Below are 23,348 nucleotides of genomic sequence, written 5' to 3'. Positions count from 1 at the left end.
GATGAACGACAAACCGAAACAGCCCGATGCCGGCGGCAATCTGCCGGGCACGTTGTAGCAGAACCAGGCCCTGAACGAAGGGCCAAAACGAAGGACCTCGTGCCATGCGTACATTCGAACAGAGCCGGTCGACGAAGTGGATCGACAGCGAGCCGGACATGCGCTTGCAGAAGATAGAGATTGCCGACTTCCTCGTAAGCTGGACCGTCATCCGGGATTCGGAAGGCGCTTTCCAGTGGGTCGTGGTCGTGACGGAGCGTGGCGGCGAGCATCACACGATCTTCGAGCGACGCGGGACGTGCGGCCACGTGTCATGGGACGACGCGCTCGACATCGCGGCCGAAACCGCGCGCCGCGTCGCGGCCGGGCTCGTCGAGCCGGGTGAACCGGCGAAGACGAAACAGCGGCGCGGGCGCACGCCGGGTGCATCGCGCCCGAATCATTGATGCGCGATCGCGGGCGGCGCCCCGTGGTGTCAGTAGTATGTGCTAGCGCGTCTGTGCCGCGCGACGCGACCTCGGCAGCCAATGCCGCAATGCGAGCAATACAGTCGATCCCAGCAGCAGCGTGGCGATCGGAAACGTGCCTGCGGCATTCACCGCAATGTCCATCGGGCGCTCTCCGAGCAACTGCATCCGGCTGCGCGTCATCGCGGCGCCAAGCGACTGCAGTTCGTTCTTCAGCACGCGCTCAGCGTCGGGCAGCAGGATGGTTTCCTCGTCGGCGACATGATGAGCGACTTCGCGGATCAGTTGATAAAAGAGCCCGTCGTAGGCGGCGTTTTCGGGGCCCATCCCGCGCAGCTTCGCGATCGTTGCGCGCATCTCGTCGTGCTCGGGACGGCTTTTTCTCAGTGCCTCGTCATTGCCGAGCGCGCGGTCGAGCGCCGGGTAGAAAATTTCCTCCTCGAGTTGCGCGTGGATATCGAGCGCGTCGCACACGCCGTTGACGATCGCGCGTTTGCGCCACCACGGCGTGGACGCGTGGTATCGGTGCGAAGCGGCGAGCACGTGCATATGGTCGAGGCGGATCATCGACGTAATCGACGGCGACAGCGATGAGGCGTCATTGGACATGGCGTTTCTCCAGGGAAAGGGTGCCGGCGGTTACCGCATGCGCCATTCCCGCTGCCCAGCAATCGATCAACGCGGTGCCGGCTGCCGCGAGCGCACTGCTTTGCTGCTCGTGAGGGCGCTCAACGCGGAGTCCGCGGCATCCGCCGCACGGGCGAACAGGTCGTCGACGATTCGGCGCGCCGCGCTATATCCGCCCATCAACGCATCGGCCTCGGTGTCGAACGGCCGGCTGCCCGCAATGTCGACGCGCAGCGGCGAGAACGTTGCGACCGCAGCACCCGCCTGATAGATGTGAACTACCGCCGCGTAGCGCGTGCGTACCGCCGCGCGCCCGGCGGGGCGCAACGTGAAATCCGCCTCGACGGTCACCTCGATCGTGAACCCGTGGTATTCGTAGGTCCGCATCATCATGTCCTTCGTCGCGTGAGTGTGTGATCGTGCCGGTGCGCGATGATAATGCGCGACGGGCGCGGCGCTAGTTGGCGCCCTGCGCGCTCGAGCGGCGCTGGCTCCGTGCTTCGAGCGTAGCGAGCCGCGCGAGCAGCAGGCGCGCTTGCGGCTGCAGCGCCGGCGGCAGTTCGGCGTTGGCCTCGATGCGCGCGCGCCAGTAAGCCGGCTTCGCAATTCCCGTGGCCTGCCAGTCGACGCGGTCGCCTTGAACGAGTTGTTCGAGGCGCTGGACAATCGCGCTGACGTGCGTCAATTGCCTTGTGACTTTTTTGTAATTACGCGCGGCTTTCACAGGTTCTCTCCCCGTTTGGTTATCTCCAGCTTACTCGTCGTTCACAGTAAGTCATACCGGCTTGATGACATGTCCGAAAACGCCGGATTCAGCATACGCTGACATTCGCAAAAAAAAAAATCGCAATGAGTTGTCCGAGACAGCCGCATTGTGGACAGCCCTGTCCACTCTCGCGCCGCAGTTTGCGGGACCCACATTCGACGGATCGACGCGCCGGATTGCTTCTACGCTCGACTGTTGGTGTGACGTCGTGATGACAGCGTGTGCAAATGAAGTTCGCGCCGTCGTCGGTTAGTCGGTCAACTTCTGATCTGGATCAAAATAGCAAAAGGCGGTGCGCTGATCGCGCCAACGCTCGGGTACCCTCGTTGGAAATCCCTTTGTGCGTGGCACGATGAACGTGGTGACTATCGCGAGGGAGGGCGAAATGCCTGATGTCGGACAAGGCTCGTGCGCTACCGATGCACGCAAGCGCGGCGCATCCGCGCGTTGCGATTGTGATCGCACCACGACTCACGCTGCGAAGAATCGGCACGCGGCAGCGCTGCGCGGAACGCTCGTGATGACATTTGCCGTCGCCATGATGGGTGGATGCGCGACGTCGGCCGAGCGCACCAATGTGCGGCCTTCCGGTCAACAGACGTGCAATGTGGCCGGCAAATTCTGCAACACGTTTTTCGGACCTTGACGGAAACGCTTCCAGCGCGTGCCGGCGGCCACGGCACGTTCCTGACCGACCCGCGTTCGTCTGCAATCGGACGACCGATGTTGGACGTGTCGCGGCGCGCGCGTTTGCTCGGGCGTGTCCATTGCCTTCAGCTTGTGGACAGCCAGCATCGGTTGGAGGAGCATGGTCGCCTGGATACGCTTGAAGGCGTATGCGCGATCGGACAATTCCACCCGCCACTTACGCGCACGAGCGAGGCAACCAGTCGTCCTGTTGCAGGAGGAAAGAAATGCTCACGCAGAAAACCAAGGACATCGTCAAGGCCACGGCGCCGGTTCTGGCAGCGCACGGCTATACGATCATTCAACGTTTCTACAGGCGGCTCTTCGAGGCGCGCCCCGAACTGAAGAACGTGTTCAACATGGCCCACCAGGAGCAGGGGCAGCAGCAGGAAGCGCTCGCGCGCGCCGTGTACGCATACGCCGAGAACATCGAGGACCCGGGCAGTCTCGCCGCGGTGCTGCGCAATATCGCCAACAAGCACGCGAGCCTCGACGTGAAGGCGGAGCACTATCCGATCGTCGGCGAACATCTGCTTGGCGCGATCAAGGACGTGCTCGGCGACGCCGCGACCGACGACATCATCTCCGCGTGGGCGCAGGCATACGGCAATCTCGCGGACATGCTGATGGGCATGGAAGCCGAATTGCGCGAAACGCGCGCATCGCAGCCGGGCGGCTGGACCGGATGGCGCACGTTCGTCGTCAAGGAGAAGCGGCCCGAGAGCAGCGTCATCACGTCGTTCATTCTCGAACCGAAGGACGGACAGCCGGTCGCGAACTTCGAGCCGGGTCAGTACATCGGCATTGCCGTCGATGTGCTCGCGCTCGGCCTGCAGCAGATCCGGCAATACAGCTTGTCCGACGTGCCGAATGGCCATACATATCGGATCTCCGTCAAGCGCGAGAGCGGCGAGGCCGGGCGACCGCCGGGCTATGTGTCCTCGCTGCTGCACGATCACGTGAACGTCGGCGACGAAGTCAAACTGGCGGCACCGTACGGCACGTTCTACATCGATGTTCATGCGAAGACGCCGATCGTGCTGATCAGCGGCGGTGTCGGTCTGACGCCGATGGTCAGCATGTTGAAGCGCGCGATTCAGAACTCGCAGCGGCGCGTGGTGTTCATTCACGGTGCGCGCAACGGCGCCGTGCACGCGATGCGCGACCGTTTGCAGCAGACCGCCGCCACCCAGTCGAATTTCCGCGCGACGGTGTTCTACGACGCGCCGCTCGATACCGACGTGCAGGGCCGCGACTATTCGATTACGCGGGTTTCATCGGCCTCAGCAAGCTGCGCGACGAGATCCTGTTGCCCGACGCCGACTACTACATCTGCGGTCCTGTTCCTTTCATGCGGATGCAGCACGACGCGCTGAAAAACCTGGACATTCACGAGTCGAAGATTCACTACGAGGTGTTCGGACCGGATCTGTTCGCCGAATGACGCAGACGGTCGTGCAGCGACGGCTGCCGTGGAAGCGACCAGCAGGAATGCAGTCACCGTGACCGGGAGCGCGGCATGAAAGTGCATCATCTGAACTGCATTTCGACTTGCCCGCTGTGCGGCAAGCTGTTCAACGGGCACCCCGATTCGTTGATCCGCCGCGGGCATCTGACCTGCCATTGCCTGCTCGTCGAAAGTCCGGCGGGGCTCGTGCTCGTCGATACCGGTTTCGGTCTGCGCGATGTCGCCGATCCCTATTCGCGCCTCGGCAAATTCTTCCTGAGACTGCTGAAGCCTGAGTTCCGAAATGAAATGACGGCGATCAGGCAGATCGAGCGGCTCGGTTTCGACCCGGCCGATGTGCGCCACATCGTGATGACGCACCTCGATTTCGACCATGCGGGCGGACTCGACGACTTTCCGCACGCGACGGTGCACATGCTCGCGAGCGAGCGCCAATACGCGGCGCAGCAGAAGACGTGGCTGGACCGGCAGCGCTTCAGGCCGCAGCAGTGGTCGTATCAGAACATGTGGCGCGTGCATTCGCCGCAGTACACCGAGCGTTGGGAGGGCTTCGCCAAGGTCCATCCGATCGAAGAACTCGCGAGCGAGATCGCGCTCGTACCGTTGCGAGGCCATACCTATGGTCACGCGGGCGTCGCGGTACACGGCGATGGCGGCTGGTTGCTGCTCGCGGGCGACGCCTATTTCGACAACGGCGAACTCGACCCGGTGCGTCCGCATTGCGCACCCGGTTTGCGCTTCTATCAGTGGATGCTCGAAAAGGATCGCGCGGCGCGACTGTACAACCAGCGCCGCCTGCGTGATCTGGCGAAGACGGCGAGCCCCGCGCTGACGATTTTTTGCAGCCACGACGTCGACGAATTCGAGCGGCTCGCGGGCCGTTCGGTGGCGGTGCCGGCGGAGCAGATGGCGTGACGCTCGCAGGCTTGCGAGCGCGCCCGGTGCTTCGCGGATCGCTCACGTCTTGCGCCTGGCGGGTGCCCGACCGGGTGCGCACCGAACCGGCGTGGGCCGCGCTCGGGTTGACTGTCAACGTGGCGACCAAGCTCAATCGCAGCCATCTGGTGCACGGCCAGCGCTCGTATCTGCTGCCGTGTCTGAGCCGCATCGAGATCGACCGGCAGGCGGGCGGCGCGCAGGCGGTGTCGATGGAAGACAGCACGGCGCACTTTCATGGCTCGCGTGGCATGGCCGAACCGGCCGCGCCGACGATCCGCTCGGAGCCGTTCATCGTCGCGGGCATCGCGAAGGCGACGCTCGGCGAGCGCTCTAGCGTCGACTGGGATGCATGGCGCGACGACTATTCGCGCGTGCGTCTGGAGATGTCGAAGACATGGCCCGAGATGTTCGGTGATTTCGAGGCGCGCATGTGGACACCCGGCGGCGTGATCCGGCCGCTGCCGGCGCGGGAGCGCAAGTGGAAGACCAAAAGCGGCAAGGCCGAATTCATGGTGCCGACTTCGATCGGCGAAGATCCGGACATGCCCGCGCGTGAGCCCGATTCGCTGCGGTTGATGACCTTGCGCAGCGACAGCCAGTTCAACACGACCATCTATGGCCTCGACGACCGCTTCAGAGGCATCAAGGGTTCGCGCATGGTGATTCTGATGAATCGGGCCGACATGGAGAAGCGCGGACTCGCGCACGGCGACCGCATCTGTCTCGAGACGATCGCGGACGACGGCGTCGAGCGGCACGTCGACGGACTGACCGTCGTGCCGTTCGACGTGCCGCAGGGATGCATCGGCGGCTATTACCCGGAATGCAATCCGCTGCTGCCGCTATGGCACTACGCGAAAGAGAGCAAGGTGCCGGGCGCGAAGTCGATTCCGGTGCGCGTACTGGCGGCCACGCGGTGATCAGTGCTTCGTAGATACAAAGAGGCCGGCATCGTTACCTGAGCCGGCCGCTGAATTACACCCGGGCAGCGCGTGAAGGGCATGATAAGCGCGTGCCCATCTCCATCATAGTCGCGCCAGCGGCCCTTAACGGGCGCGCAGGGTGTTGGTAATGCATGAGTTGCGTACAAAGCCGAACCGGCAAGCTGGCAAAGGACGAGAACCAAAGGTCTCGCACCGGCTGTGGCGCGCGCAGCGCTTTCCGTGATGTCCGTTACCCATTGAAGGACAGCGCACGACGCCACATAGTGTTCGGATACTGCGACGTCCCCTACGGATTCGGGGACAGCGTTTCTCCAGAAGCGCTCATGGCGTTCCATCGCTGCCTCCGGGCCGCGGTTCGATTTGCCGGCAACCCGGCATCGTCCGTTTCATCGCGTCGGCAGCCCCCGCACGCGACACGCAGTCCATGCGCGATGTCCGCGACCTGTGCGCGTGGCTGCACGCGTCATCCCGTGCAGCATTGCCAGGATCGCAGCGATGCGTGCCGCCGTTGCGCGGACGCCTGCCGCGCGTTATGACGGAACGCGCGTCCACAGGCGACCCGCGAAACGCAGCGTTCAGCGCCGCGGCTTCGAGCCCTTCCAGCTCGACTTGCGCGCGAACTCCACGAACGAATGCAGATAGTCGAGCGACGCGTCCGCCTCGCGCGTGCCGAGAAAAATCTGCCTGGCGATGCCGGTCTTGCCTAGCTTCACGCTGACCACCGGCATACGGTCCGCGTATTCCTCGGCGAGCCAGCGCGGCAGCGCGGCGACGCCGCGATCGCTCGCGACCATCTACAGCATGATGTCGGTGGTTTCGATGGCGTGCCACAACAGGTAGGGCTCGCCGCGCAACGTCACAAATAATTCGTCAAGGTGCCACGTGGTGCCGGGCTCGTGACGCGCCGCTCTGACACGGCGCGCGAAGCACCCACCGAACTTGTCGCACAAGCGACGGATCGTCTCGTAACTGACGATAACCCCGCGCTCGAACAACAGTTCTTCGATATCACGCAGGCAACTGATGACCGCTGCCGGAAAGCGATGGCCGTGGTAAAGCGATTCGGCGAATTGGGGTTCGAGCAGGCGTCGATGTCCGAGATTGCGGCGCGGGCAGGCGTGTCAAAGGCCACGCTCTACAACTACTTCGAGTCGAAAGAGGAGATGTTCGCCGAGTTCATGGGCGCCGCCGCGCAACAAGGAGTAGGAGCTGCATTCGAGCGACTGAAGACCACCGTGCCGGTTCGCGACGCACTGTTGAGCTTCGGCAAGCACTGTCCGGTTGTGGTCCTGACACCGCAACTGCTCGCGGTGCGCCGTCTCGCGCATCTTGAGGGTGGCCGGTCGAAGGTCGGCGCTCTGTTCTATGAGCGCGGGCCGAAGCCCGGCTGGGGAGTGGTGACCGACTTGCGGCAGCAATTGATTGACGCCGGGAAGCTGCGCAGCTGTAACGCAGCCATCGCGACAGCGCATTTGCGTGGGCTGTACGAGGCGGAGTTGCTGGAACTCCGCCTGCTGGGCGTGCCGGCGGATACCAGTGCGCGCAATATCGCCAAGGTCGTTCAAAGAACGGCCGACATGTTCCTGGCCGCATATGGGCCAACGGACGGGACTGACGCCGCATAGGCTGGCGCCTGGACGCTCGCGGACCGTGGGAGACGGCAAGCGAAGCACCACCGTGTCGCTAGGTGGACGGTTCACCCTACACAGCGTCGGCGAAATCCGCCGTTTGCAACGCCTGACATGGGTATCAACCTGTTGCGGAGCCAATCGTCACGATGAATGGGCCAGTGGACGGCTACTCCGGATCATGCCCGGATGGCGGGGCACGCCGATGGCGGTCCATGCGATCGCCGAAACCCGCAGGCAGCCGACGAAGATGCAGCGCCTCATCAAATTGCTGACGAAGCGTTGAGGGCAGTCCATTGTTCACCCATCCAGGGTCTCGCGGCCAGCGATTTGCCGACGTCATGAACGAATCGCCGCAAACGCCGTCGTGCATCACATGCGCCTACTGCGATGAACAGAATCCGGGTAGCCGCGACAATCGCCGGTCTCTCAGGTATGGCTGCGCGGGTTGCGCAGCCATACGGGGTTATTTCGAAAGCTGGGTCGGCACTTGCGTCGACGCTTGTGTCGGAAGTTGCGGAATCTGCGGAAGCTGTGGAGGTTGCGGAAGCTGCGACCCACCCTGTGAAAGCTGCTTCGTGGACGGTTGCCCGGCGGACGCTGTCTGCTGCGACGGCAATTGCTGCGGCAGATTGTTTTGCGCAAGAACGGATGTGCTGGTAAGGAAGGCGAACAGTACGAGGAAGATCTTTTTCATTTCAATTCTCTACAGTTGGTTGTATTGATCTTGATGCGATTAGCAGCCGCGGGCCGTATCAACGCGCGGCCAAGGTTGCCTTGTAACGCCAGGACGCTGTTGCGGTACTGAAGTCGACGGGTTTATCCGACGCTACGTTGTCTGACGGGAGGGAAGCCGACGAACTAGTCACCCCGCCGTAGTTGTTGAACGCCTGTCGTTGGGCTTCCACGCGGGCTAACACTGCCTGAAAGTCCATTGCATGTTGCGTATCGGCGCTTGCGCGTTCGTGGTAGCCGACCGTTTGACGCTGAACCGCTTGAGAAGCCGCTTGCTCATACGTTTGGGGACCATTGCTGTTAGCGAATGCGGCGGTCGAGAAGGACAAGATCGACGCGACAACAGGGACGGGGATGAAGGTCTTCGACTTTGGCATGATCAGACTCCATATCGAGCGTCGGATGGAGACGCGGTGTTTGGGGAACAACGGTCTGGCGAGGCCTTGAGTGCTGTTTGCCAGTTCGTTGAGTGCCAGTTTAGTCACTTACTATCTACTTACAAGCATCCCCAGGGCAACGGATAGTTGTCGTCGCTGCAAGGTTGTAGCGCGACTGCGCTGAAGCGGTTGCGCGCTTCTTTAGTGTGTCCGGAGGCAAGGGCGGTGCGGACCGTCTGAATGACACGCAGCACATTTGCTTCGACGCTATCCAGCCGGGCGTTACGCAAGCGGGATCAGCCGTCGAGCATGCTTGCTGTTCTTATGTCAGCGATTCGCGATTCACGCAAACCGTGTATTGAAGATCTCGCAACTCATAATTGCGCGCGTCGAATGGCGGCGCGCTTTGCTTATACTGCGTCCACATGAAAAAGGCTTCGTTTTTACGCAGGAATACTTATGGCACACCAACTTACGTTCCACGCCGGTTCATCGAACACGGACGTCATTCACGACATCGTTCAGCACGCGTTGCGCAGCGCTGCTACTGCCTCCACCACGAATGGAGCTATCGATGTGCTGGGTCAGGCGCTACTCGAGGTCGAGCGCCTCGCCGCGCACACGACCGTCCTGACGCACTGAGCCCACTGCGCGTCTGCGAACTGACCGGGAGTCGGACCGGCAGCGCAGCGCATGGCGTACCGGCGATGGGGGATGCAGCGCGGATCGATCTTTATAATCAATATTGACCAAGCGCGCGAATGTGATAATATTATCACATATCGGCCCGTCCGCGAAGTTGCTGTAGGCGAGTCGCCGCAATGCCAGCGCACGCTGAATCAACCGTGGAGATGTCACCCATGACTGCTCAACCAGACCTGAACGATTCGCTGCATCGGTGGCAGGAATGACGCGCCGACCGCGCATCTTTTTCGCCTTGCTGTGCTCGTTCCCGCTTGCTGCGACGCTCTGCGGTTGTTCCACGACCGTGATGCCCACGCCGCGCGTCATCGCGATTGTCGTTCCCGCGATGCCAGCACCGGCAACGATGTCGCCGCCCGATCCGATGGCGCGTCCATTGTGGATCGAAGTCACCGGGCAACCCGGCGGCCAATCGCAGACAGGCACCAGCAAACCGGCGACGCCGCAAGACCCGTCGCGCCAGCACGGTGATGACAGGCGTACCCACAGCGCGGCTAGCGGCGCGACGCCGATCTGACGGATGCGCCGCGCGGCGACCCGGCATCGCCGGCTCCTGCGGTTAAGACGGATACTTCCGCCGATGCTTCGGCCCAACGACGAAAGCCACTCGATCACTCGCCCAGTGGGGGCGCTTATGACTGTATACCATCGTCAATCTCTGTTTTGGGGCGCCGTTGCGTTAGCGGCCGGCGTGTTGCTGTGGAACCTGCGTGCCGTTCTCACGCCGTTTCTGCTCGGTGCGCTCGTCGCATACATTTTGCAGCCGGGCGTGGAGTGGCTGGTACGCCATCGCATTCCGCGCGGCCTTGCGGCGCTGGTGATGATGTCTTTGTTTGCTCTGTCCGTCGCACTCGTCATGCTGCTCATGTGCGTAGTTGTCCAGAAGGAAGGGCCGGAACTCATCAGGCAAATTCCCTTTATCGTCGCAAAGCTCGATGGATGGCTGAAGCCCCGTCTGGCTTTTCTGGGACTGGATTATTCGCTCGATGTGACGAATATCCGCGATGTGCTGGCGGCCCGTCTCAAAGCGGACGGGCAGGGCGCGATGCTTGCCGTATGGCAGTACCTGCGCACCAGCAGCAACGTGATGATCAATGTCGTGAGCAATGCGGTGCTGATGCCACTCGTCCTGTTCTATCTGCTCTACGACAGGCACGAGGCGTTCGCGCGCATGGCGAGCTTCGTGCCGCGGCGCTGGCTCGGCAAGACACGGGAATTCGTCGGAGAGATCGATCGCATGATGTCGCAGTACCTGCGCGGGCAATTGCTGGTGATTGCAGTGCTCGCCGTCTTCTACCCGACTGTGCTGACGATTGCAGGGTTGGATCTGGCGGTGCCCGTCGGCTTGTTTAGCGCGCTTGCAGTATTCGTCCCTTACATCGGCTTTGCGACCGGCCTCGCGTTCGCGCTGCTGGCGGCGCTGCTGCAATTCGGTGACTGGTATGGCCTGGCCGTGGTGGTCGCGGTGTATGGCGTCGGCCAGATTCTCGAAAGCTTTGTGCTGTTGCCGAGACTGGTTGGCGAGCGCATCGGCCTTCATCCGCTCGCGGTCATCTTTGCGTTGCTGGCTTTTGGGCGGCTATTCGGATTCTTCGGCGTGCTGCTCGCGTTGCCGGTCAGCGCCATCCTCGCATCGGCATTGCGGGAACTGCGCCACCGCTATCTCGCGAGTGCGCTTTACCAGGGCTGACCGGCATCGCGATCGCCCGATTCGATGTCCGGGCACCTGCCCCGCCTACCCACCAACCCGACACCGCACCGGGCGGCCGCACCTGCGATGGCGCGGAAACGCCGCGCTAGTTGCACTGTCACGGCAAGGTCGGAGCATCGGGAACGGTGGGCAGTGGACGTCGCGCGATCCGCTCGGCCTCTACACGTGTGAGACCGAACGCCTGCAACACAATGGCGGCGGTTCGCTGGGCAAACTTCTCCTCCTTCGAGCGAAGCACCTTTCGCGCACGAACGGTCCGCTTCGACGAGATGGCCAGTTGCATTTCGGCGGCAATTCCCGCGAGCACCGTCCCAATCACGGTGATAACGGACATGAGCCGGTCCGCGATCACAAAGCGCCTTTCTGAAATGCCCTTCTCGCTATCGCGCAGCAGGCGCAGGCCGAGACCCCTGCTGAGCAGGCGCGGCGACAAACCTTCGCGAATGAGAAGTTGCCCCCAAACTGGCTCGCGGTAGGCCCGCAGGAGCGTGTGACGGACTGAGACGGCGATCACTTCCGCTGGATCGGACAACCCCGCGGCGAGGCGATCGAGCGTATCCGCAAATTCCTCGAACAGCCATTCGATGAGCGCCGTGAAGATGCCTTCCTTGGATTCGAAGTGGTTATAGAAGGAGCCGAACCCGACGTCGGCTGCCTCGGTGATTTCGTTAATGGTGACGGAGCTCAAACCCTTGGCCGCCACCAGTTTCAGCGCAGCGTCGAGCAGGCGCGCGCGCGTCTCGCGTTTGCGACGGGCACCGCGCGGATAGCTTCGATTGATCGCGTCGTGGGACGCACTTGGCGCCTTGAGAGAGCGTCCGCGGCTCGCGCGCGGTTGGGGGGCTTGTGGCATGTCGGCTCCGTAGTCGTGGTTATTCGATATCCGGATTCTAGATATATATGTCATAGTTGACAATATACTCAGTATTGGGTCTAATGTCACCCGCGTCGCCGACAACCGGACGTACGAAGGACCCGACGATGCCGACGGAGCGAAAAAAATCCGTTAGCGGTCGATCCCGAGTCCTCGGCCGGAACTGACAGACCAGACAGACCAGCAGATCACCGGGCGGTAGGCATGAACGGGCGCTGCCCCACGTACTGGTTGCGTGGAGGCACATCGAGCTGGCAAGTACCGACATGCACGTCGATAAGTAGCACTAACGTATCAACGAAGCTTGTTTTATGCGTCCGCGCTGATAGCGAACCGTGCTTGCTGGCACTCGGGTTTGCACGGCATCGGGAAACTTTCTTACCAGGGTTATCACCCGTCTTGTGAACATCGTGAAACATTCCGGCCCTATCGCGCAGGCGCCTGCGCGTCGCTTCTTACCTTCCCTCGTCCAATCGCCGCAGTGCGCACGCGTGGTGCTTGCGGCTTGCTGCGCGGTCATGCTCGCGGCATGCCACCAGCGCGAAGCCGCCGCTCCAGAGCCAAAGCCCGTGGTCGCCCTGGCCGTCCACGCTGACGGGCGCACGGCAAGTGCGTCGCTGCCGGCTCAGGTGCAGGCGCGCTACTCCACGGCGCTTTCGTTCAGAGTGGGCGGCAAGATCATCGAACGGCGCGTTCGCCTCGGCGACGCCGTCAAGGCGGGACAGGTTGTTGCGCTGCTCGACCCGACCGACCTGCGCAGTAACCTTGCTAACGCGCGAGCGCAGCTCGATGCCGCCGAACACCGGTTCGTCTACGCGAAGCAGCAGCTCGATCGCGATCAGGCGCAGGCGCAGGCAAACCTGATTGCACCGGCGCAGCTCGAACAGACGCAGGACGCGTACGCATCCGCTGTTGCGCAGCGCGACTCGGCGCGCGCACAGATGGCGCTCGCCTCGGACAATCTTCGCTATGCGACGCTGACTGCGGATCACGACGGCGTGATTACCTCGGAGGACGCCGACACGGGCCAGAACGTTCAGGCAACCCAATCCATCTATCACCTCGACTGGACGGGCGACGTAGACATCGTCTGCGACGCGCCCGAGCGCACGCTGAGCTCGCTGACAGTCGGCAGCATGGCGCGCGTAACGCTGCCGGCGCTACCCGGCAAGACCTTCGAGGCCCGCGTGCGCGAGGTGTCGCCTAGCGCGGATCCGCAAAGCCGTACTTGGCGCGTCAAGCTCAGCCTGAACGCGCCCGGCCCTGAAGTGCGCCTCGGCATGACGGCCACCGTTGCGTTCGATGCCGTCGGTGACGCGTCGGACGCACAGCCGTTCACCGTGCCGGTGACGGCGCTCTTTCATCAGGGCGAGAAGCCTGCTGTGTGGGTGGTGCGTACCGGCACCGACACACTCGAACTGCGTCCTGTGACGGTGCAACGATACGACGAGCGCACGGTCTCGATCGCATCGGGCCTCCGCGACGGCGACCGCGTCATGGTGCAGGGCGTACACGCCGTGAGCGCAGGCCAGCATGTGCAGGTGGTGGCGCCCTTGCATCCGGAGGATTTCCCGTCATGAATTCACGCGACGATGAATCCGTGCGCGAGAGCGCGCCTGTCCCGTCTTCCGGGGCAGACAAATCTGGCGAAGGCGGCTTCAATCTTTCCGCCTGGGCGTTGCGTCATCAGCAGCTCGTGATCTTTCTGATCGGGCTCGCCACGCTTTTCGGCGTAATCGGCTATACGAAACTCGCGCAGTCGGAGGATCCGCCGTTCACCTTCCGCACGATGGTGATCAAGACCTACTGGCCTGGTGCGACTGCGCGCGAGGTGCAGGAACAGATCACGGACCGGATCGGCCGCCAGCTACAGGCCGCGCCGAACATCGACAACATCAAGAGCTACTCGCGGCCTGGCGAGTCGATGATCTTCTTCGCCATGAAGGACTCCGCGCCCGTCAAGGAAGTGCCGGATACCTGGTATCAGGTGCGCAAGAAGGTCGGCGACATTGCCGCGACGCTGCCGAAGGGAACCGTCGGCCCGTTTTTCAACGACGAATTCGGTGACGTCTACACCAACATCTATGCGCTTGAAGGCGACGGCTTTTCGCCGGCGCAACTGCACGACTACGCTGACAGGCTGCGCACAGTCCTGCTGCGCATACCCGGTGTGGCGAAGGTCGACTATTTTGGCGACCCCGATCAGCACATCTTCGTCGAGATACCGAATGCGCAGCTCACGCGGCTTTCGATCACGCCGCAACAGCTCGCGCAGGCGATCGACGCACAGAATGCCGTGGCGCCCGTCGGCACCATCACGACCGCGGACGACCGCGTGTTCGTGCGGCCGAGCGGCGCGCTCAAGGATGTGCAGGCGCTCTCCGACATGCTGATCACCATCAACAAGCGCACGTTCCGGCTGGGCGACATCGCGAAGGTCACACGCGGTTATGACGACCCGCCGGCGACCCAGATGCGCGTCGGCGGCCAGGCGGTGCTCGGCATCGGCGTGACGATGCAAAAGGGCGGCGACGTGATCGACCTCGGCAAGGCGCTCGACGCAAAAGCCGCCGAACTGCAGGCCACGCTGCCGGCGGGTCTGAAACTCGCGCCGGTTTCGAGCATGCCGCACGCGGTCAAGCACTCGGTGGACGAGTTCGTGAAATCGGTTGGCGAAGCGGTGGCGATCGTGCTGGTCGTGAGCCTCGTCTCGCTCGGCCTGCGCACCGGCATGGTCGTCGTGATCACGATTCCGATCGTGCTGGCGGTGACGGCGCTTTGCATGCACATGTTCAATATCGGGCTCGATAAGGTCTCGCTCGGTACGCTCGTGCTCGCGCTGGGCCTGCTCGTCGACGACGCGATCATCGCCGTCGAAATGATGGCGGTGAAGCTGGAACAGGGCTGGAGCCGGGCGCGCTCGGCAGCGTTCGCGTATACCAGCACGGCATTCCCGATGCTCACCGGCACGCTCGTCACCGTATGCGGCTTCCTGCCGATTGCGCTCGCCAAATCGAGCACGGGCGAATACACGCGTTCGATCTTCGAAGTGTCGGCCATCGCGCTGATCGTTTCGTGGTTCGCGGCCGTCGTGCTGGTGCCGTTGCTGGGTTATTACCTGCTGCCGGAACGCAAGCCTGAACCCGGCGGTGCACACCATGATCCGCATGAAATCGGCAACACCGGCTTCTACCGGCACCTGTCGGGATGGGTTGGGTGGTGCGTCGAGCGTCGATGGGTCGTGCTCGGCGTCACCGTCGTGCTTTTCGCGATTTCCATGCTGGCCTTCACGCGCGTGCCGCAGCAGTTCTTCCCGAACTCGGAACGGCCGGAACTGCTGGTCGATCTGCGGTTGCCGGAAGGCGCCTCGTTCGAAGCGACGCTGCGTGAAGCGAAGCGTCTGGAAAAGGTACTCGACGGCAAAGCCGAAATCGACCACTTCGTCGACTTCGTCGGCACCGGCGCGCCGCGTTTCTACCTGACGCTCGACCAGCAGCTTCAACAGCCGAATTTCGCGCAGTTCGTGATTACGGCTAAAAGCGTGGAAAACCGCGAGGAACTGATGCGTTGGCTGGACGGCAAGCTCGAGAAGGATTTCTCCGGCGTGCGAGCGCGCGTCTCCCGGCTCGAGAATGGTCCGCCGGTCGGCTTCCCGATCAAGTTCCGGGTGAGCGGCGACGATATCGCGACCGTCCGATCGATTGCGCAGACGGTGGCGGACAAGACCCGCGCCGATCCCCGCACGCGCAACGTCCAGTTCGACTGGGACGAGCCGGCGGAGCGCTCGATCTCGTTCGAGATCGATCAGAACCGTGCGCGCCAGCTTGGTGTCACGTCGGAAGACGTGTCGAACTTCCTCGCGATGACGCTATCGGGCTACACGGTGACGCAGTACCGCGAGCGCGACAAGCTGATCAACGTCGATCTGCGTGCGCCCAGGAGCGAACGTGTCAATCCGGCGCAGCTCACGAGCCTCGCGATTCCGACGCCGAACGGCCCGGTGCCGCTCGGTTCGCTCGGACACGTGCGCAATACGCTCGAGTACGGCGTCATCTGGCAACGTGACCGCCAGCCGACCATCACGGTGCAGGCGGACGTGCGCGGCGACGCGCAGGGCATCGACGTGACCCACGACATCGAACGTGCGCTCGCGGCGGAAACCGCCAGGCTGCCGGTCGGCTATCGCATTCAGGTGGGCGGCGCGGTCGAAGAAAGCGTGAAGGGCCAGACGTCGATCAATGCCGAAATGCCGTTGATGATCATCGCCGTGCTGCTGTTGCTGATGATCCAGCTCAAGAACTTCGCGCGGACCTTCATCGTCGTGCTGACGGCACCGCTCGGTCTGATTGGCGTCGTGGCCGCGCTGCTGCTGTTCGGCAAGCCCTTTGGTTTCGTCGCGTTGCTGGGCGTGATAGCCATGTTCGGCATCATCATGCGCAACTCCGTGATTCTGGTCGACCAGATCGATCAGGATATCGCGGCAGGGCAGCCGCGCTTCGACGCGATTATCGGCGCAACGATAAGGCGTTTCAGGCCGATCATGCTGACGGCCGCCGCCGCCGTCCTCGCGCTGATTCCGCTGCTGCGCTCGGGCTTCTTCGGTCCGATGGCGACCGCACTGATGGGCGGTATCACGATTGCGACGGTACTGACCGTGTTCTTCCTGCCCGCGCTGTACGCGGCGTGCTTCAGGGTCCGGCGCGACGAGCGCGGAACGCAACCGGTCGTCGCCGAGCAGATGGAGGTTTGATGATGAGTTTCGCCTACAAGACATCCGTGATGGCCGTGGCTGTGGCCATCGCACTGACGGCCTGCACGTTCGGCCCGAACGGCGCGCCCCCGGCCATGCCTTCGCCTGCGCACTACGGTGCCGGGGCACAGCCGGCGAAGACCGTCGCAGCGGGCGGCGTGGCGCAGCAGTTCGATATCGGCGCAGTGGGCGTTCCGCAATGGTGGCAGCTTTACCGGTCGGACGCGCTGAGTGCACTGGTCGAGGAAGGCTTGCGCAACAGCCCCACGCTCGGGGCTGCGCAGCGGACGCTCGCGGCCGCGCAGCAGGAACTGCGCGCCCAGGTCGGCGCATCGACGCTGCCTTCAATCGATGCTGCCGCACAGGTCGATCGCGGGCGTTCACCGCTTGTGCCCGGCATTGGCCCCAGCGAGGTTAGCTATAACTTTTTTGCCGGACAGGTTCTCGCGTCCTACACCTTTGACCTGTTCGGTGCGACGCGTTCGGCGAATGCGGCCAGCGCCGCTCGCGTAGACGTGCAGGCGTATCAACTGGAGGCGGCGCGGCGCGCGCTGGCGGCAAACATCGTCGGTACGACGATCAGCGTGGCGGCACTCGATCGCCAGATCGCGCTCACCGAACGGCTCGTCGCCGTGGCCAGGACGGTCGCGAACGAGGACCAGCAGCGGTACGCACTCGGGTCAGTTTCCCGTGCGCAGGCGCTCGCATCGACGCAGGATGCGGCTTCGGCTGCGGCGAGTCTTCCTGCGTTACGCCAGCAGCGCGCCACAGCCCTCCATGCGCTCGCGGTGCTGATGGGCCGCACGCCGGACAACGCCCCGGCCGTTCCCGACCTCGACAGCCTGACGTTGCCCGAACACGTGCCCGTCGTGGTGCCGTCGGACCTGCTGCGTTCGCGCCCCGACATTCAGGCAGCCGACGCCGCCGTGAAGGCCGCCGCCGCCGACGTCGGCGCGGCGACCGCGCAGCTCTTTCCGAGCCTGTCGCTGACGGCCTCGATGGGCCGCGGCGGCTTTAGCTGGCCGGCGGTGCTCTCAGGCGCGGGCGGGCTGTGGGCCATTGGTGCAAGCCTGTCGCAACCGATCTTCCATGGCGGGGCGCTGTTCGCGCACCGCAAGGCCTCGATCGATGCTTACGATGCGGCGGTGCTGAACTACAAGTCCACCGTACTGTCGGCGTTCCAGAATGTCGCGGATTCGCTTGCCGCGCTGGATAACGACGCACAGACACTCGCGTCGACTGAAGCAGCGGCACAGGCAGCGCAGGCGGGATTCGACGATACCGCGTCGCGCTGCCGCATGGGTTCGCTGCCGTCAACGGCGGAGCATGCCAGCGAGCAGCGCTTTCTCAGCGCACAGATCGGCGCCGTGCGCGCGGCAAGCCAGCGCATGAACGATACCGTTGCACTGTTCCAGTCGATGGGCGAACTGCCGCCGGGCCAGCCGCAAACAGCGTCGGCGCAATGATCGCGTGTCGATGAAGACGGAAAGAGCGACCTGCCGATCAGGCCGCTCTTCCTCGACTGCACCAGCGGGTATCGGAGCAGTCGTTTCATATCCGAAATAAGAATGCGCCCACGTGCAGGAAGGTCAAGACGGACTTCACGTGCATCGAACGCGCCAGAACTTCAGGTTGTCCGGTTCCCTGTATGGACTATAAGAAACTGATCGCCTGTCACGAGTGCGATCTGCTGTTTCGCAAGCCTTTGCTGCGGGGCGGGCAGACTGCGAGCTGCTCGCGCTGCCGTGCGAGCCTGGAAGGAACGCAGGCATCGAGCGTGCCCCTCGACCGGATTGGTGCGCTCACCGTTGCAGCTTTGATCACATTCTGTATTGCGCAGGCTTTCCCGGTCATACAACTGCAGACCAACGGTATGACGTCGGAGGCGACGCTATTCGGCGCGGTGCAGTCGTTGTGGACGGGGCACATGCGCATCGTCGCAACGATGGTCTTATGTTCGGCGATCCTGTTTCCGCTGATCGAACTCCTCGCCCTTCTCTATGTGCTCGTTCCGCTGCGCCTTGGCAAAGTAGTACTTCATTTCAATCGAATGCTTCGCGTCGTGCAGCTCATCCGTCCATGGGGCATGGTCGAAGTGTTCATGCTCGGCGTGGTCATCACGATCGTGAAAATGGTCAGCATGGCGCGGGTGATCCCTGGGCCAGGACTGTTTGCATTCGGCGCACTCACGTTGATGTTGGCGTTTCTCGCCACTTTCGACCCGCGCGTGCTCTGGTCGACGCGGGACGAAATAAAGTTTCGACAACCCGCTGAGATCCGCTGGACCAGAGTGAAGCGCAGGTGCGCCCCGCGAGCCCCGAGGTTCTTCGGCCTGAAGCCCGCGCCGACGGCGCATATGACGGCGCGCAGCGCCGGGCTCATAGCCTGTCATACCTGTGGACTGGTGCAGAAGCACATCGCGGCGTCGTCAGAGCAGCGCTGCTCGCGGTGCGAATCGGTGCTGCACACGCGCCATCCCGATAGCGTGACGCGCACGTCGAGTCTGGTTCTTGCCGCCGCGCTCGCCTACATACCCGCGAATCTGTTGCCGATCATGCACGCGTCATCCCTCGGCCACTCGGAGGAGGACACGATCCTCGGCGGCGTGGCGTACTTCTGGACTTCAGGCGACTGGCCACTCGCCGTCGTCGTGTTCGTAGCCAGCGTCGTGGTGCCGATGCTCAAACTCGCCATTCTCACGCTGCAGATCGTAGCGGCCCGTCGCAGTCCGGACTGGCAGCCGCTCGAACGCGCTAGGCTGCATCGGCTCGTCGAGTGCGTGGGCCGGTGGTCGATGCTCGATGTCTTCGTTGTCGCACTGACGGTCGCGCTGGTGCATTTCGGTTCGTTCGCGGTTGTCACTGCCGGTCCGGGCGCGCTGGCTTTCGGCGCGGTGGTGATTCTCACCATGCTCGCGTCGCATCAATTCGATCCGCGGCTGATCTGGGACAACGTCCGCTGCGGGCCAGCGCGTGGTTCACGGCGATGAACGAATACCGTTCTAGCGGCGTCCGCACTCCTAAATAACCTCATATTTGCGAACTACTCTCCGAGCGATGCATCTTCCCACGCCACCCAGACCTGACATCAAGCCGCGGAAACGCTGGATTCCCTCCCTCATCTGGTTAGTGCCGCTCATCTGTGCGCTGATCGGTGTGGCGCTGGTAGTCAAATCCGTCACCGACAAGGGACCGACAGTGACGGTCACGTTCAGCAACGCTGAGGGCATGGAGGCGGGCAAAACGAAGGTCAAATACAAGGACGTGGAGATCGGTTCGGTACAGGCGGTCGCGCTGTCAAAGGACCTGCAGCACGTCATCGTCACGATCGAGCTGACCAAACAGGCAGAAAAATTCGCAAGCCGCGGCACGCGCTTCTGGGTGGTTCGCCCGCGCGTGGGCGCTAACGGCATCTCGGGCCTCGGTACGCTGCTCTCCGGCGCGTATATCGGTGTCGACGTCGGGCAGTCTTCGGAAAGGCAAACCGCATTTGTCGGCCTCGAAAGTCCGCCGATCGTCACGTCCGGGCAGCCGGGGCATCAATATACGCTGAGGGGCGACTCCTTGGGCTCCGTCGATATCGGCGCGCCGATCTTCTACCGTCGCATCCAGGTGGGCCAGGTGGTCGGCTTCTCGCTCGATCCGACCGGCGCGGGCGTGGTTGTCAATGTTTTCGTCAATGCCCCGTTTGACCGGTATGTCGGCACCAATACACGGTGGTGGCACGCAAGCGGTGTTGACCTCCGTCTCGATTCGAATGGATTGAAGCTCAATACACAATCTCTGGCGACGGTGGTCGTCGGAGGCCTGGCGTTCCAGTCGCCGCCGGGTCAGGACGCCGGACAACCGGCCGCTGACAAGGCGGCGTTCCGACTCGCATCGGACGAGTCGGACGCGATGCGCGAGCCCGATGGCGCGCCGCTCAATGTCGTGATGCGGTTCAACCAGTCGCTGCGCGGCCTGTCTGTCGGCGCTCCCGTCGACCTTCGAGGCATCGCGCTGGGGCAGGTGACGGACATCGGTATCGAATATAACGAAAAGGAGAAGAGTTTCAGCATGAAGGTATCGCTGGCGCTGTATCCCGACCGGCTCAGCCGGCGCTCCAACGAAGCGCTACCGGCTCCCAACTCGCAGGGTGGTCATGAGTTGCTGGAAAACCTCGTCATGGAGGGAATGCGCGGTCAGTTGCGAACCGGCAACCTGCTGACAGGCCAGCTATTCGTGGCGCTCGACATGTTTCCGAAAGCGCCTCGGGCGACCGTCGATGTTCATCGCAATCCTATTGAACTGCCGACTGTGCCTAACACCCTTGACGAACTTCAGGTGCAGATTGCCGATATTGCGAGGAAGCTGAATCAGGTGCCGTTCGACAAGATCGGAGCCAACCTTAACGGCGCACTTGAAAACGCCAACAAGCTGTTCGGGCACATGGACACAGAGGTCGTTCCGCAAGCCCGCGACACACTGGCGGCCGCGCAGAAAACCTTCAGTACCGCCGAAACGACGCTCCGGCAGACCGCGCCCCTGCAATCGGACATCCAGGATGCGATGCAGGAATTGACACGCACCCTGCAATCCCTCAATGCGCTCGCCGATTATCTGGAACGTCATCCCCAGGCGCTCCTGTTCGGCAAGAAAGGAGACCAACGGTGAAACTGATCCAATCCCGCGCGCGGCGCGCGATCGCCCGTATCGCGACCGTCATGGGTCTGGCCGCGCTGTGCGCCTGTGCTTCCCCGCCGGCTCGCTTCTATACCCTCGGCACTGACAGCGAACCGACGCGTGCAAATGTTACGGTCAGTCCGGCCTTCTGGATCGACATGCGCATGGTGAAGGTGCCTGTTTCAGTGGCAAGGAGCCAGCTCGTCGTACAGGTCGATGCGGCGCGCGTCAGGATTCTGGAAGACGAGCGCTGGGCATCGCCGCTTGCAGACGAGATCCGCAATGCGCTGCTCGCGGCCGCGACTCGACAGGCGGGCGGCCCCGACACATACCGGGCTGGTCACGCTGAGGACGCTCGCACGTATCAGGTCTCCGTCGACGTGCAGCGTTTTGAATCGTGGCCGGGCTCACACGCGCTGCTTGACGTCACCTGGAGTGTACGCAAGTCGAACGACTCACGAACATTGACCTGCCGCAGCATAGTCAGCCAGCCCGTATCGGCCGGTTACGATGCACTCGTCAACGGCCATCGAGTCGCAGTGAGAAGGATAGGCGCTCAAATTGGCGAAGTCGTCCGGGAATTTTCGGCGTTGCCTACCGTGTCCGCCGTTGCACCGGCGCGCATCCCTGCGAGTACGAGAAGTTCGGCGTTGTTATGCCCGGCTCTAGCAGGCTGAACCGATACAGGAATTGGTGCATCACGCACCGGGAGGGAAGTGGAACGAAACCGCCGCCGCAACTATGTGGGAACATTCAAGATCGTCGGGACCGATGCTTGCAACAGCAGCGGGAACGACGATTCCTGCTTGCGCAAGGAGGTCGATGACCTGTGCATCGCGCTCTTGATCGCTGGCGCGAACGCCGCGAGATCACGCCACTCATGTACCTGCTCCATGCGTGGCCGTTTTTGACGTCGGCGCCTCATCCGGTCAGAGCTGTGTCGCGAGCGCTCCACGCCGTTTCGAGGTTCCACAGCGAAGCTCTCGACGACAAGGAGCCCGAGCTGATTGCTAGCGTCGAGGCTTTAGCAGGTGATTGAGTTTAATCGCTAGCGGCCCGACCGGGCTTCTCCGCCGGGCCGCACCCGGCTGACTTCAGGCCGATCAGACCGATGGCGCCGGACCTCTTGATTCAATCGGCGTCGACAGTCTCCTCCACGACCGGCAGCGGACGCGCTGCAATCTTCTCCGCCTCCGCGCGCTTGAGCCCGAGTGTCTGCAGCAGCATTGCTGCAGTACGCTCAGGGAAGCGCTCCCCGCTAAAGCCAAGCTCCTTGAGTACGCTTGCCGCGGGCGCGCCCGGTGCGACGAAGTTCAGCTCGGCGGCGATTGCACAGAGGACCGTACCGGCTACCGCAAGAAATCCGATGAACGGGTCGGCGACCACAAAGCGCTTCGCGGCAATGCCATTCACAATGTCGCGCAGCAGCCGCTGGCCCAGTCCGCGGCTCATCGCATGCGTCGGAATAAACCCTTCACGTATCAGGAAACGTCCCCACACGGGGTCTTGCTGCGCACGCAGGACCGTATGACGCACGGCGACAGCGATCACTTCGGCCGGGTCGGAAAGGCCAGCGGCGAGGCGATCCATCATGTTAGCGAAATCCTCGAACACCTCGTCGACAAGCGTCGCGTAAATCGCCTCCTTCGATTCAAAGTGGTTGTAGAACGAGCCAAAGCCGACATCAGCGGCTTCGGTGATTTCATTGATCGCCACGCCCTCCATGCCTTTTTCGGCCATCAGCCTGAGGGCGGCGTCGAGCAGACGGGCACGCGTCTCGCGCTTGCGACGCGCACCGCGCGGCTCGCGTTGTTCGGGAACGGCAACCGGGGCGACTGGCGCCGCACGGGTAGGACGCTTTGTAGTGTTCGGCATGATGGATCCAAGCTTGGTTATGCCTAAGTATAGATCGTAATGTCTATGTTGACAAAACACTCATGAATGACTTTAATGTCATTAAAGGCGACCCGAAGGCCGGCCTTACATACAAGTACAACAGACAACATCTGGAG

Annotated in this window: 18 protein-coding genes and 4 pseudogenes; 14 read left to right on the top strand and 8 right to left on the bottom strand. The window is 62.9% G+C overall.

Going from position 1 to position 23,348, the window contains the following annotated elements:
• Window positions 1-104: 104 nt before the first annotated feature.
• Window positions 105-446 (top strand): hypothetical protein, encoded by a 342-nt coding sequence (locus OKW41_RS18090; protein ID WP_429573486.1) that lies wholly within the window; start codon window positions 105-107, stop codon window positions 444-446.
• 42 nt (window positions 447-488) lie between these two features.
• Here the strand turns inward: OKW41_RS18090 and OKW41_RS18085 are convergent, their stop codons facing one another.
• The 3 genes from OKW41_RS18085 to OKW41_RS18075 form a co-directional block, all read right to left on the bottom strand.
• Window positions 489-1,076, bottom strand: coding sequence for a hemerythrin domain-containing protein (locus tag OKW41_RS18085; RefSeq protein ID WP_429573485.1), 588 nt, complete (start codon window positions 1,074-1,076; stop codon window positions 489-491).
• Between the two features lie 66 nt (window positions 1,077-1,142).
• Window positions 1,143-1,481, bottom strand: coding sequence for a hypothetical protein (locus tag OKW41_RS18080; RefSeq protein WP_429573484.1), 339 nt, complete (start codon window positions 1,479-1,481; stop codon window positions 1,143-1,145).
• A 70-nt stretch (window positions 1,482-1,551) separates the two neighbouring features.
• A complete protein-coding gene (locus OKW41_RS18075; protein WP_429573483.1) occupies window positions 1,552-1,818 on the bottom strand; it encodes a hypothetical protein in 267 nt (88 codons plus the stop codon).
• Window positions 1,819-2,774: 956 nt separating this feature from the next.
• Here OKW41_RS18075 and hmpA point away from each other — a divergent pair.
• The 3 genes and pseudogenes from hmpA to OKW41_RS18060 form a co-directional block, all read left to right on the top strand.
• Window positions 2,775-3,991 (top strand): annotated as a pseudogene (hmpA, locus tag OKW41_RS18070) (NO-inducible flavohemoprotein).
• A gap of 75 nt (window positions 3,992-4,066) precedes the next feature.
• On the top strand, window positions 4,067-4,930 hold the full coding sequence (locus OKW41_RS18065; RefSeq protein ID WP_429573482.1) for an MBL fold metallo-hydrolase: 864 nt from the start codon (window positions 4,067-4,069) through the stop codon (window positions 4,928-4,930).
• Window positions 4,931-4,992: 62 nt separating this feature from the next.
• Window positions 4,993-5,874 (top strand): annotated as a pseudogene (locus OKW41_RS18060) (molybdopterin dinucleotide binding domain-containing protein); the annotation flags it as partial.
• A gap of 599 nt (window positions 5,875-6,473) precedes the next feature.
• On the opposite strand, the pseudogene OKW41_RS18055 reads toward OKW41_RS18060, so the two are convergent.
• Both OKW41_RS18055 and OKW41_RS18050 read right to left on the bottom strand, forming a co-directional pair.
• Window positions 6,474-6,722, bottom strand: a pseudogene (locus tag OKW41_RS18055) (LysR substrate-binding domain-containing protein); the annotation flags it as partial.
• A pseudogene (locus OKW41_RS18050) lies at window positions 6,714-6,983 on the bottom strand (IS6 family transposase); the annotation flags it as partial. The pseudogenes OKW41_RS18050 and OKW41_RS18055, both read right to left, overlap by 9 nt.
• Between OKW41_RS18050 and OKW41_RS18045 the strand changes: the two are divergent.
• Window positions 6,942-7,523 carry a TetR/AcrR family transcriptional regulator gene (locus OKW41_RS18045; protein ID WP_429573481.1) on the top strand — a complete coding sequence of 194 codons (582 nt, stop codon included), beginning with the start codon at window positions 6,942-6,944 and terminating at the stop codon, window positions 7,521-7,523. The pseudogene OKW41_RS18050 and the gene OKW41_RS18045 overlap by 42 nt on opposite strands.
• Window positions 7,524-8,281: 758 nt before the next feature.
• Here the strand turns inward: OKW41_RS18045 and OKW41_RS18040 are convergent.
• On the bottom strand, window positions 8,282-8,638 hold the full coding sequence (locus tag OKW41_RS18040; protein ID WP_429444778.1) for a hypothetical protein: 357 nt from the start codon (window positions 8,636-8,638) through the stop codon (window positions 8,282-8,284).
• A 459-nt stretch (window positions 8,639-9,097) separates the two neighbouring features.
• Here OKW41_RS18040 and OKW41_RS18035 point away from each other — a divergent pair, with 459 nt between their 5' ends.
• From OKW41_RS18035 to OKW41_RS18025, 3 genes are all read left to right on the top strand, one after another.
• On the top strand, window positions 9,098-9,280 hold the full coding sequence (locus OKW41_RS18035) for a hypothetical protein (protein WP_429573480.1): 183 nt from the start codon (window positions 9,098-9,100) through the stop codon (window positions 9,278-9,280).
• A 265-nt stretch (window positions 9,281-9,545) separates the two neighbouring features.
• Entirely contained in the window at window positions 9,546-9,857 is a 312-nt protein-coding gene (locus tag OKW41_RS18030) for a hypothetical protein (protein ID WP_429573479.1), read from the top strand.
• A gap of 117 nt (window positions 9,858-9,974) precedes the next feature.
• The gene (locus OKW41_RS18025; protein ID WP_429574338.1) at window positions 9,975-11,030 is read left to right on the top strand and encodes an AI-2E family transporter; all 1,056 of its coding nucleotides are present in this window, start codon (window positions 9,975-9,977) and stop codon (window positions 11,028-11,030) included.
• 118 nt (window positions 11,031-11,148) lie between these two features.
• Here the strand turns inward: OKW41_RS18025 and OKW41_RS18020 are convergent, their stop codons facing one another.
• Entirely contained in the window at window positions 11,149-11,904 is a 756-nt protein-coding gene (locus OKW41_RS18020; protein ID WP_429447225.1) for a TetR/AcrR family transcriptional regulator, read from the bottom strand.
• A 539-nt stretch (window positions 11,905-12,443) separates the two neighbouring features.
• Between OKW41_RS18020 and OKW41_RS18015 the strand changes: the two genes are divergently transcribed.
• From OKW41_RS18015 to OKW41_RS17990, 6 genes are all read left to right on the top strand, one after another.
• Entirely contained in the window at window positions 12,444-13,505 is a 1,062-nt protein-coding gene (locus tag OKW41_RS18015; RefSeq protein WP_429574337.1) for an efflux RND transporter periplasmic adaptor subunit, read from the top strand.
• Entirely contained in the window at window positions 13,502-16,675 is a 3,174-nt protein-coding gene (locus tag OKW41_RS18010; RefSeq protein WP_429573478.1) for an efflux RND transporter permease subunit, read from the top strand. Before OKW41_RS18015 ends, OKW41_RS18010 begins: the two co-directional genes overlap by 4 nt.
• A gap of 2 nt (window positions 16,676-16,677) precedes the next feature.
• On the top strand, window positions 16,678-18,141 hold the full coding sequence (locus tag OKW41_RS18005; protein ID WP_429574336.1) for an efflux transporter outer membrane subunit: 1,464 nt from the start codon (window positions 16,678-16,680) through the stop codon (window positions 18,139-18,141).
• Window positions 18,142-18,323: 182 nt separating this feature from the next.
• Window positions 18,324-19,664 (top strand): paraquat-inducible protein A, encoded by a 1,341-nt coding sequence (locus tag OKW41_RS18000; RefSeq protein ID WP_429573477.1) that lies wholly within the window; start codon window positions 18,324-18,326, stop codon window positions 19,662-19,664.
• A gap of 67 nt (window positions 19,665-19,731) precedes the next feature.
• Window positions 19,732-21,327 (top strand): intermembrane transport protein PqiB, encoded by a 1,596-nt coding sequence (locus tag OKW41_RS17995; RefSeq protein ID WP_429447233.1) that lies wholly within the window; start codon window positions 19,732-19,734, stop codon window positions 21,325-21,327.
• Between the two features lie 50 nt (window positions 21,328-21,377).
• Entirely contained in the window at window positions 21,378-22,013 is a 636-nt protein-coding gene (locus OKW41_RS17990) for a PqiC family protein (RefSeq protein WP_429573476.1), read from the top strand.
• A 454-nt stretch (window positions 22,014-22,467) separates the two neighbouring features.
• Here the strand turns inward: OKW41_RS17990 and OKW41_RS17985 are convergent, their stop codons facing one another.
• Window positions 22,468-23,211 (bottom strand): TetR/AcrR family transcriptional regulator, encoded by a 744-nt coding sequence (locus tag OKW41_RS17985; RefSeq protein ID WP_429448724.1) that lies wholly within the window; start codon window positions 23,209-23,211, stop codon window positions 22,468-22,470.
• Between the last annotated feature and the right edge of the window lie 137 nt (window positions 23,212-23,348).

It is taken from the genome of Paraburkholderia sp. UCT70 (genome assembly GCF_050434085.1).
Classification (GTDB): Bacteria; Pseudomonadota; Gammaproteobacteria; order Burkholderiales; family Burkholderiaceae; genus Paraburkholderia; species Paraburkholderia tuberum.
Note: the sequence above shows the minus strand (reverse complement) of the source record. Positions and strands in the feature narration are given on the sequence as shown.

Coding starts and splice junctions, on each gene's coding strand:
- OKW41_RS17995 (WP_429447233.1), top strand. CDS start 19,732: ATGCATCTTCCCACGCCACCCAGACCTGACATCAAGCCGCGGAAACGC.
- OKW41_RS17985 (WP_429448724.1), bottom strand. CDS start 23,211: ATGCCGAACACTACAAAGCGTCCTACCCGTGCGGCGCCAGTCGCCCCG.
- OKW41_RS18030 (WP_429573479.1), top strand. CDS start 9,546: ATGACGCGCCGACCGCGCATCTTTTTCGCCTTGCTGTGCTCGTTCCCG.
- OKW41_RS18080 (WP_429573484.1), bottom strand. CDS start 1,481: ATGCGGACCTACGAATACCACGGGTTCACGATCGAGGTGACCGTCGAG.
- OKW41_RS18045 (WP_429573481.1), top strand. CDS start 6,942: ATGGCCGTGGTAAAGCGATTCGGCGAATTGGGGTTCGAGCAGGCGTCG.
- OKW41_RS17990 (WP_429573476.1), top strand. CDS start 21,378: ATGGGTCTGGCCGCGCTGTGCGCCTGTGCTTCCCCGCCGGCTCGCTTC.
- OKW41_RS18085 (WP_429573485.1), bottom strand. CDS start 1,076: ATGTCCAATGACGCCTCATCGCTGTCGCCGTCGATTACGTCGATGATC.
- OKW41_RS18020 (WP_429447225.1), bottom strand. CDS start 11,904: ATGCCACAAGCCCCCCAACCGCGCGCGAGCCGCGGACGCTCTCTCAAG.
- OKW41_RS18035 (WP_429573480.1), top strand. CDS start 9,098: ATGGCACACCAACTTACGTTCCACGCCGGTTCATCGAACACGGACGTC.
- OKW41_RS18025 (WP_429574338.1), top strand. CDS start 9,975: ATGACTGTATACCATCGTCAATCTCTGTTTTGGGGCGCCGTTGCGTTA.
- OKW41_RS18065 (WP_429573482.1), top strand. CDS start 4,067: ATGAAAGTGCATCATCTGAACTGCATTTCGACTTGCCCGCTGTGCGGC.
- OKW41_RS18005 (WP_429574336.1), top strand. CDS start 16,678: ATGAGTTTCGCCTACAAGACATCCGTGATGGCCGTGGCTGTGGCCATC.
- OKW41_RS18010 (WP_429573478.1), top strand. CDS start 13,502: ATGAATTCACGCGACGATGAATCCGTGCGCGAGAGCGCGCCTGTCCCG.
- OKW41_RS18000 (WP_429573477.1), top strand. CDS start 18,324: ATGGACTATAAGAAACTGATCGCCTGTCACGAGTGCGATCTGCTGTTT.
- OKW41_RS18090 (WP_429573486.1), top strand. CDS start 105: ATGCGTACATTCGAACAGAGCCGGTCGACGAAGTGGATCGACAGCGAG.
- OKW41_RS18015 (WP_429574337.1), top strand. CDS start 12,444: ATGCTCGCGGCATGCCACCAGCGCGAAGCCGCCGCTCCAGAGCCAAAG.
- OKW41_RS18040 (WP_429444778.1), bottom strand. CDS start 8,638: ATGCCAAAGTCGAAGACCTTCATCCCCGTCCCTGTTGTCGCGTCGATC.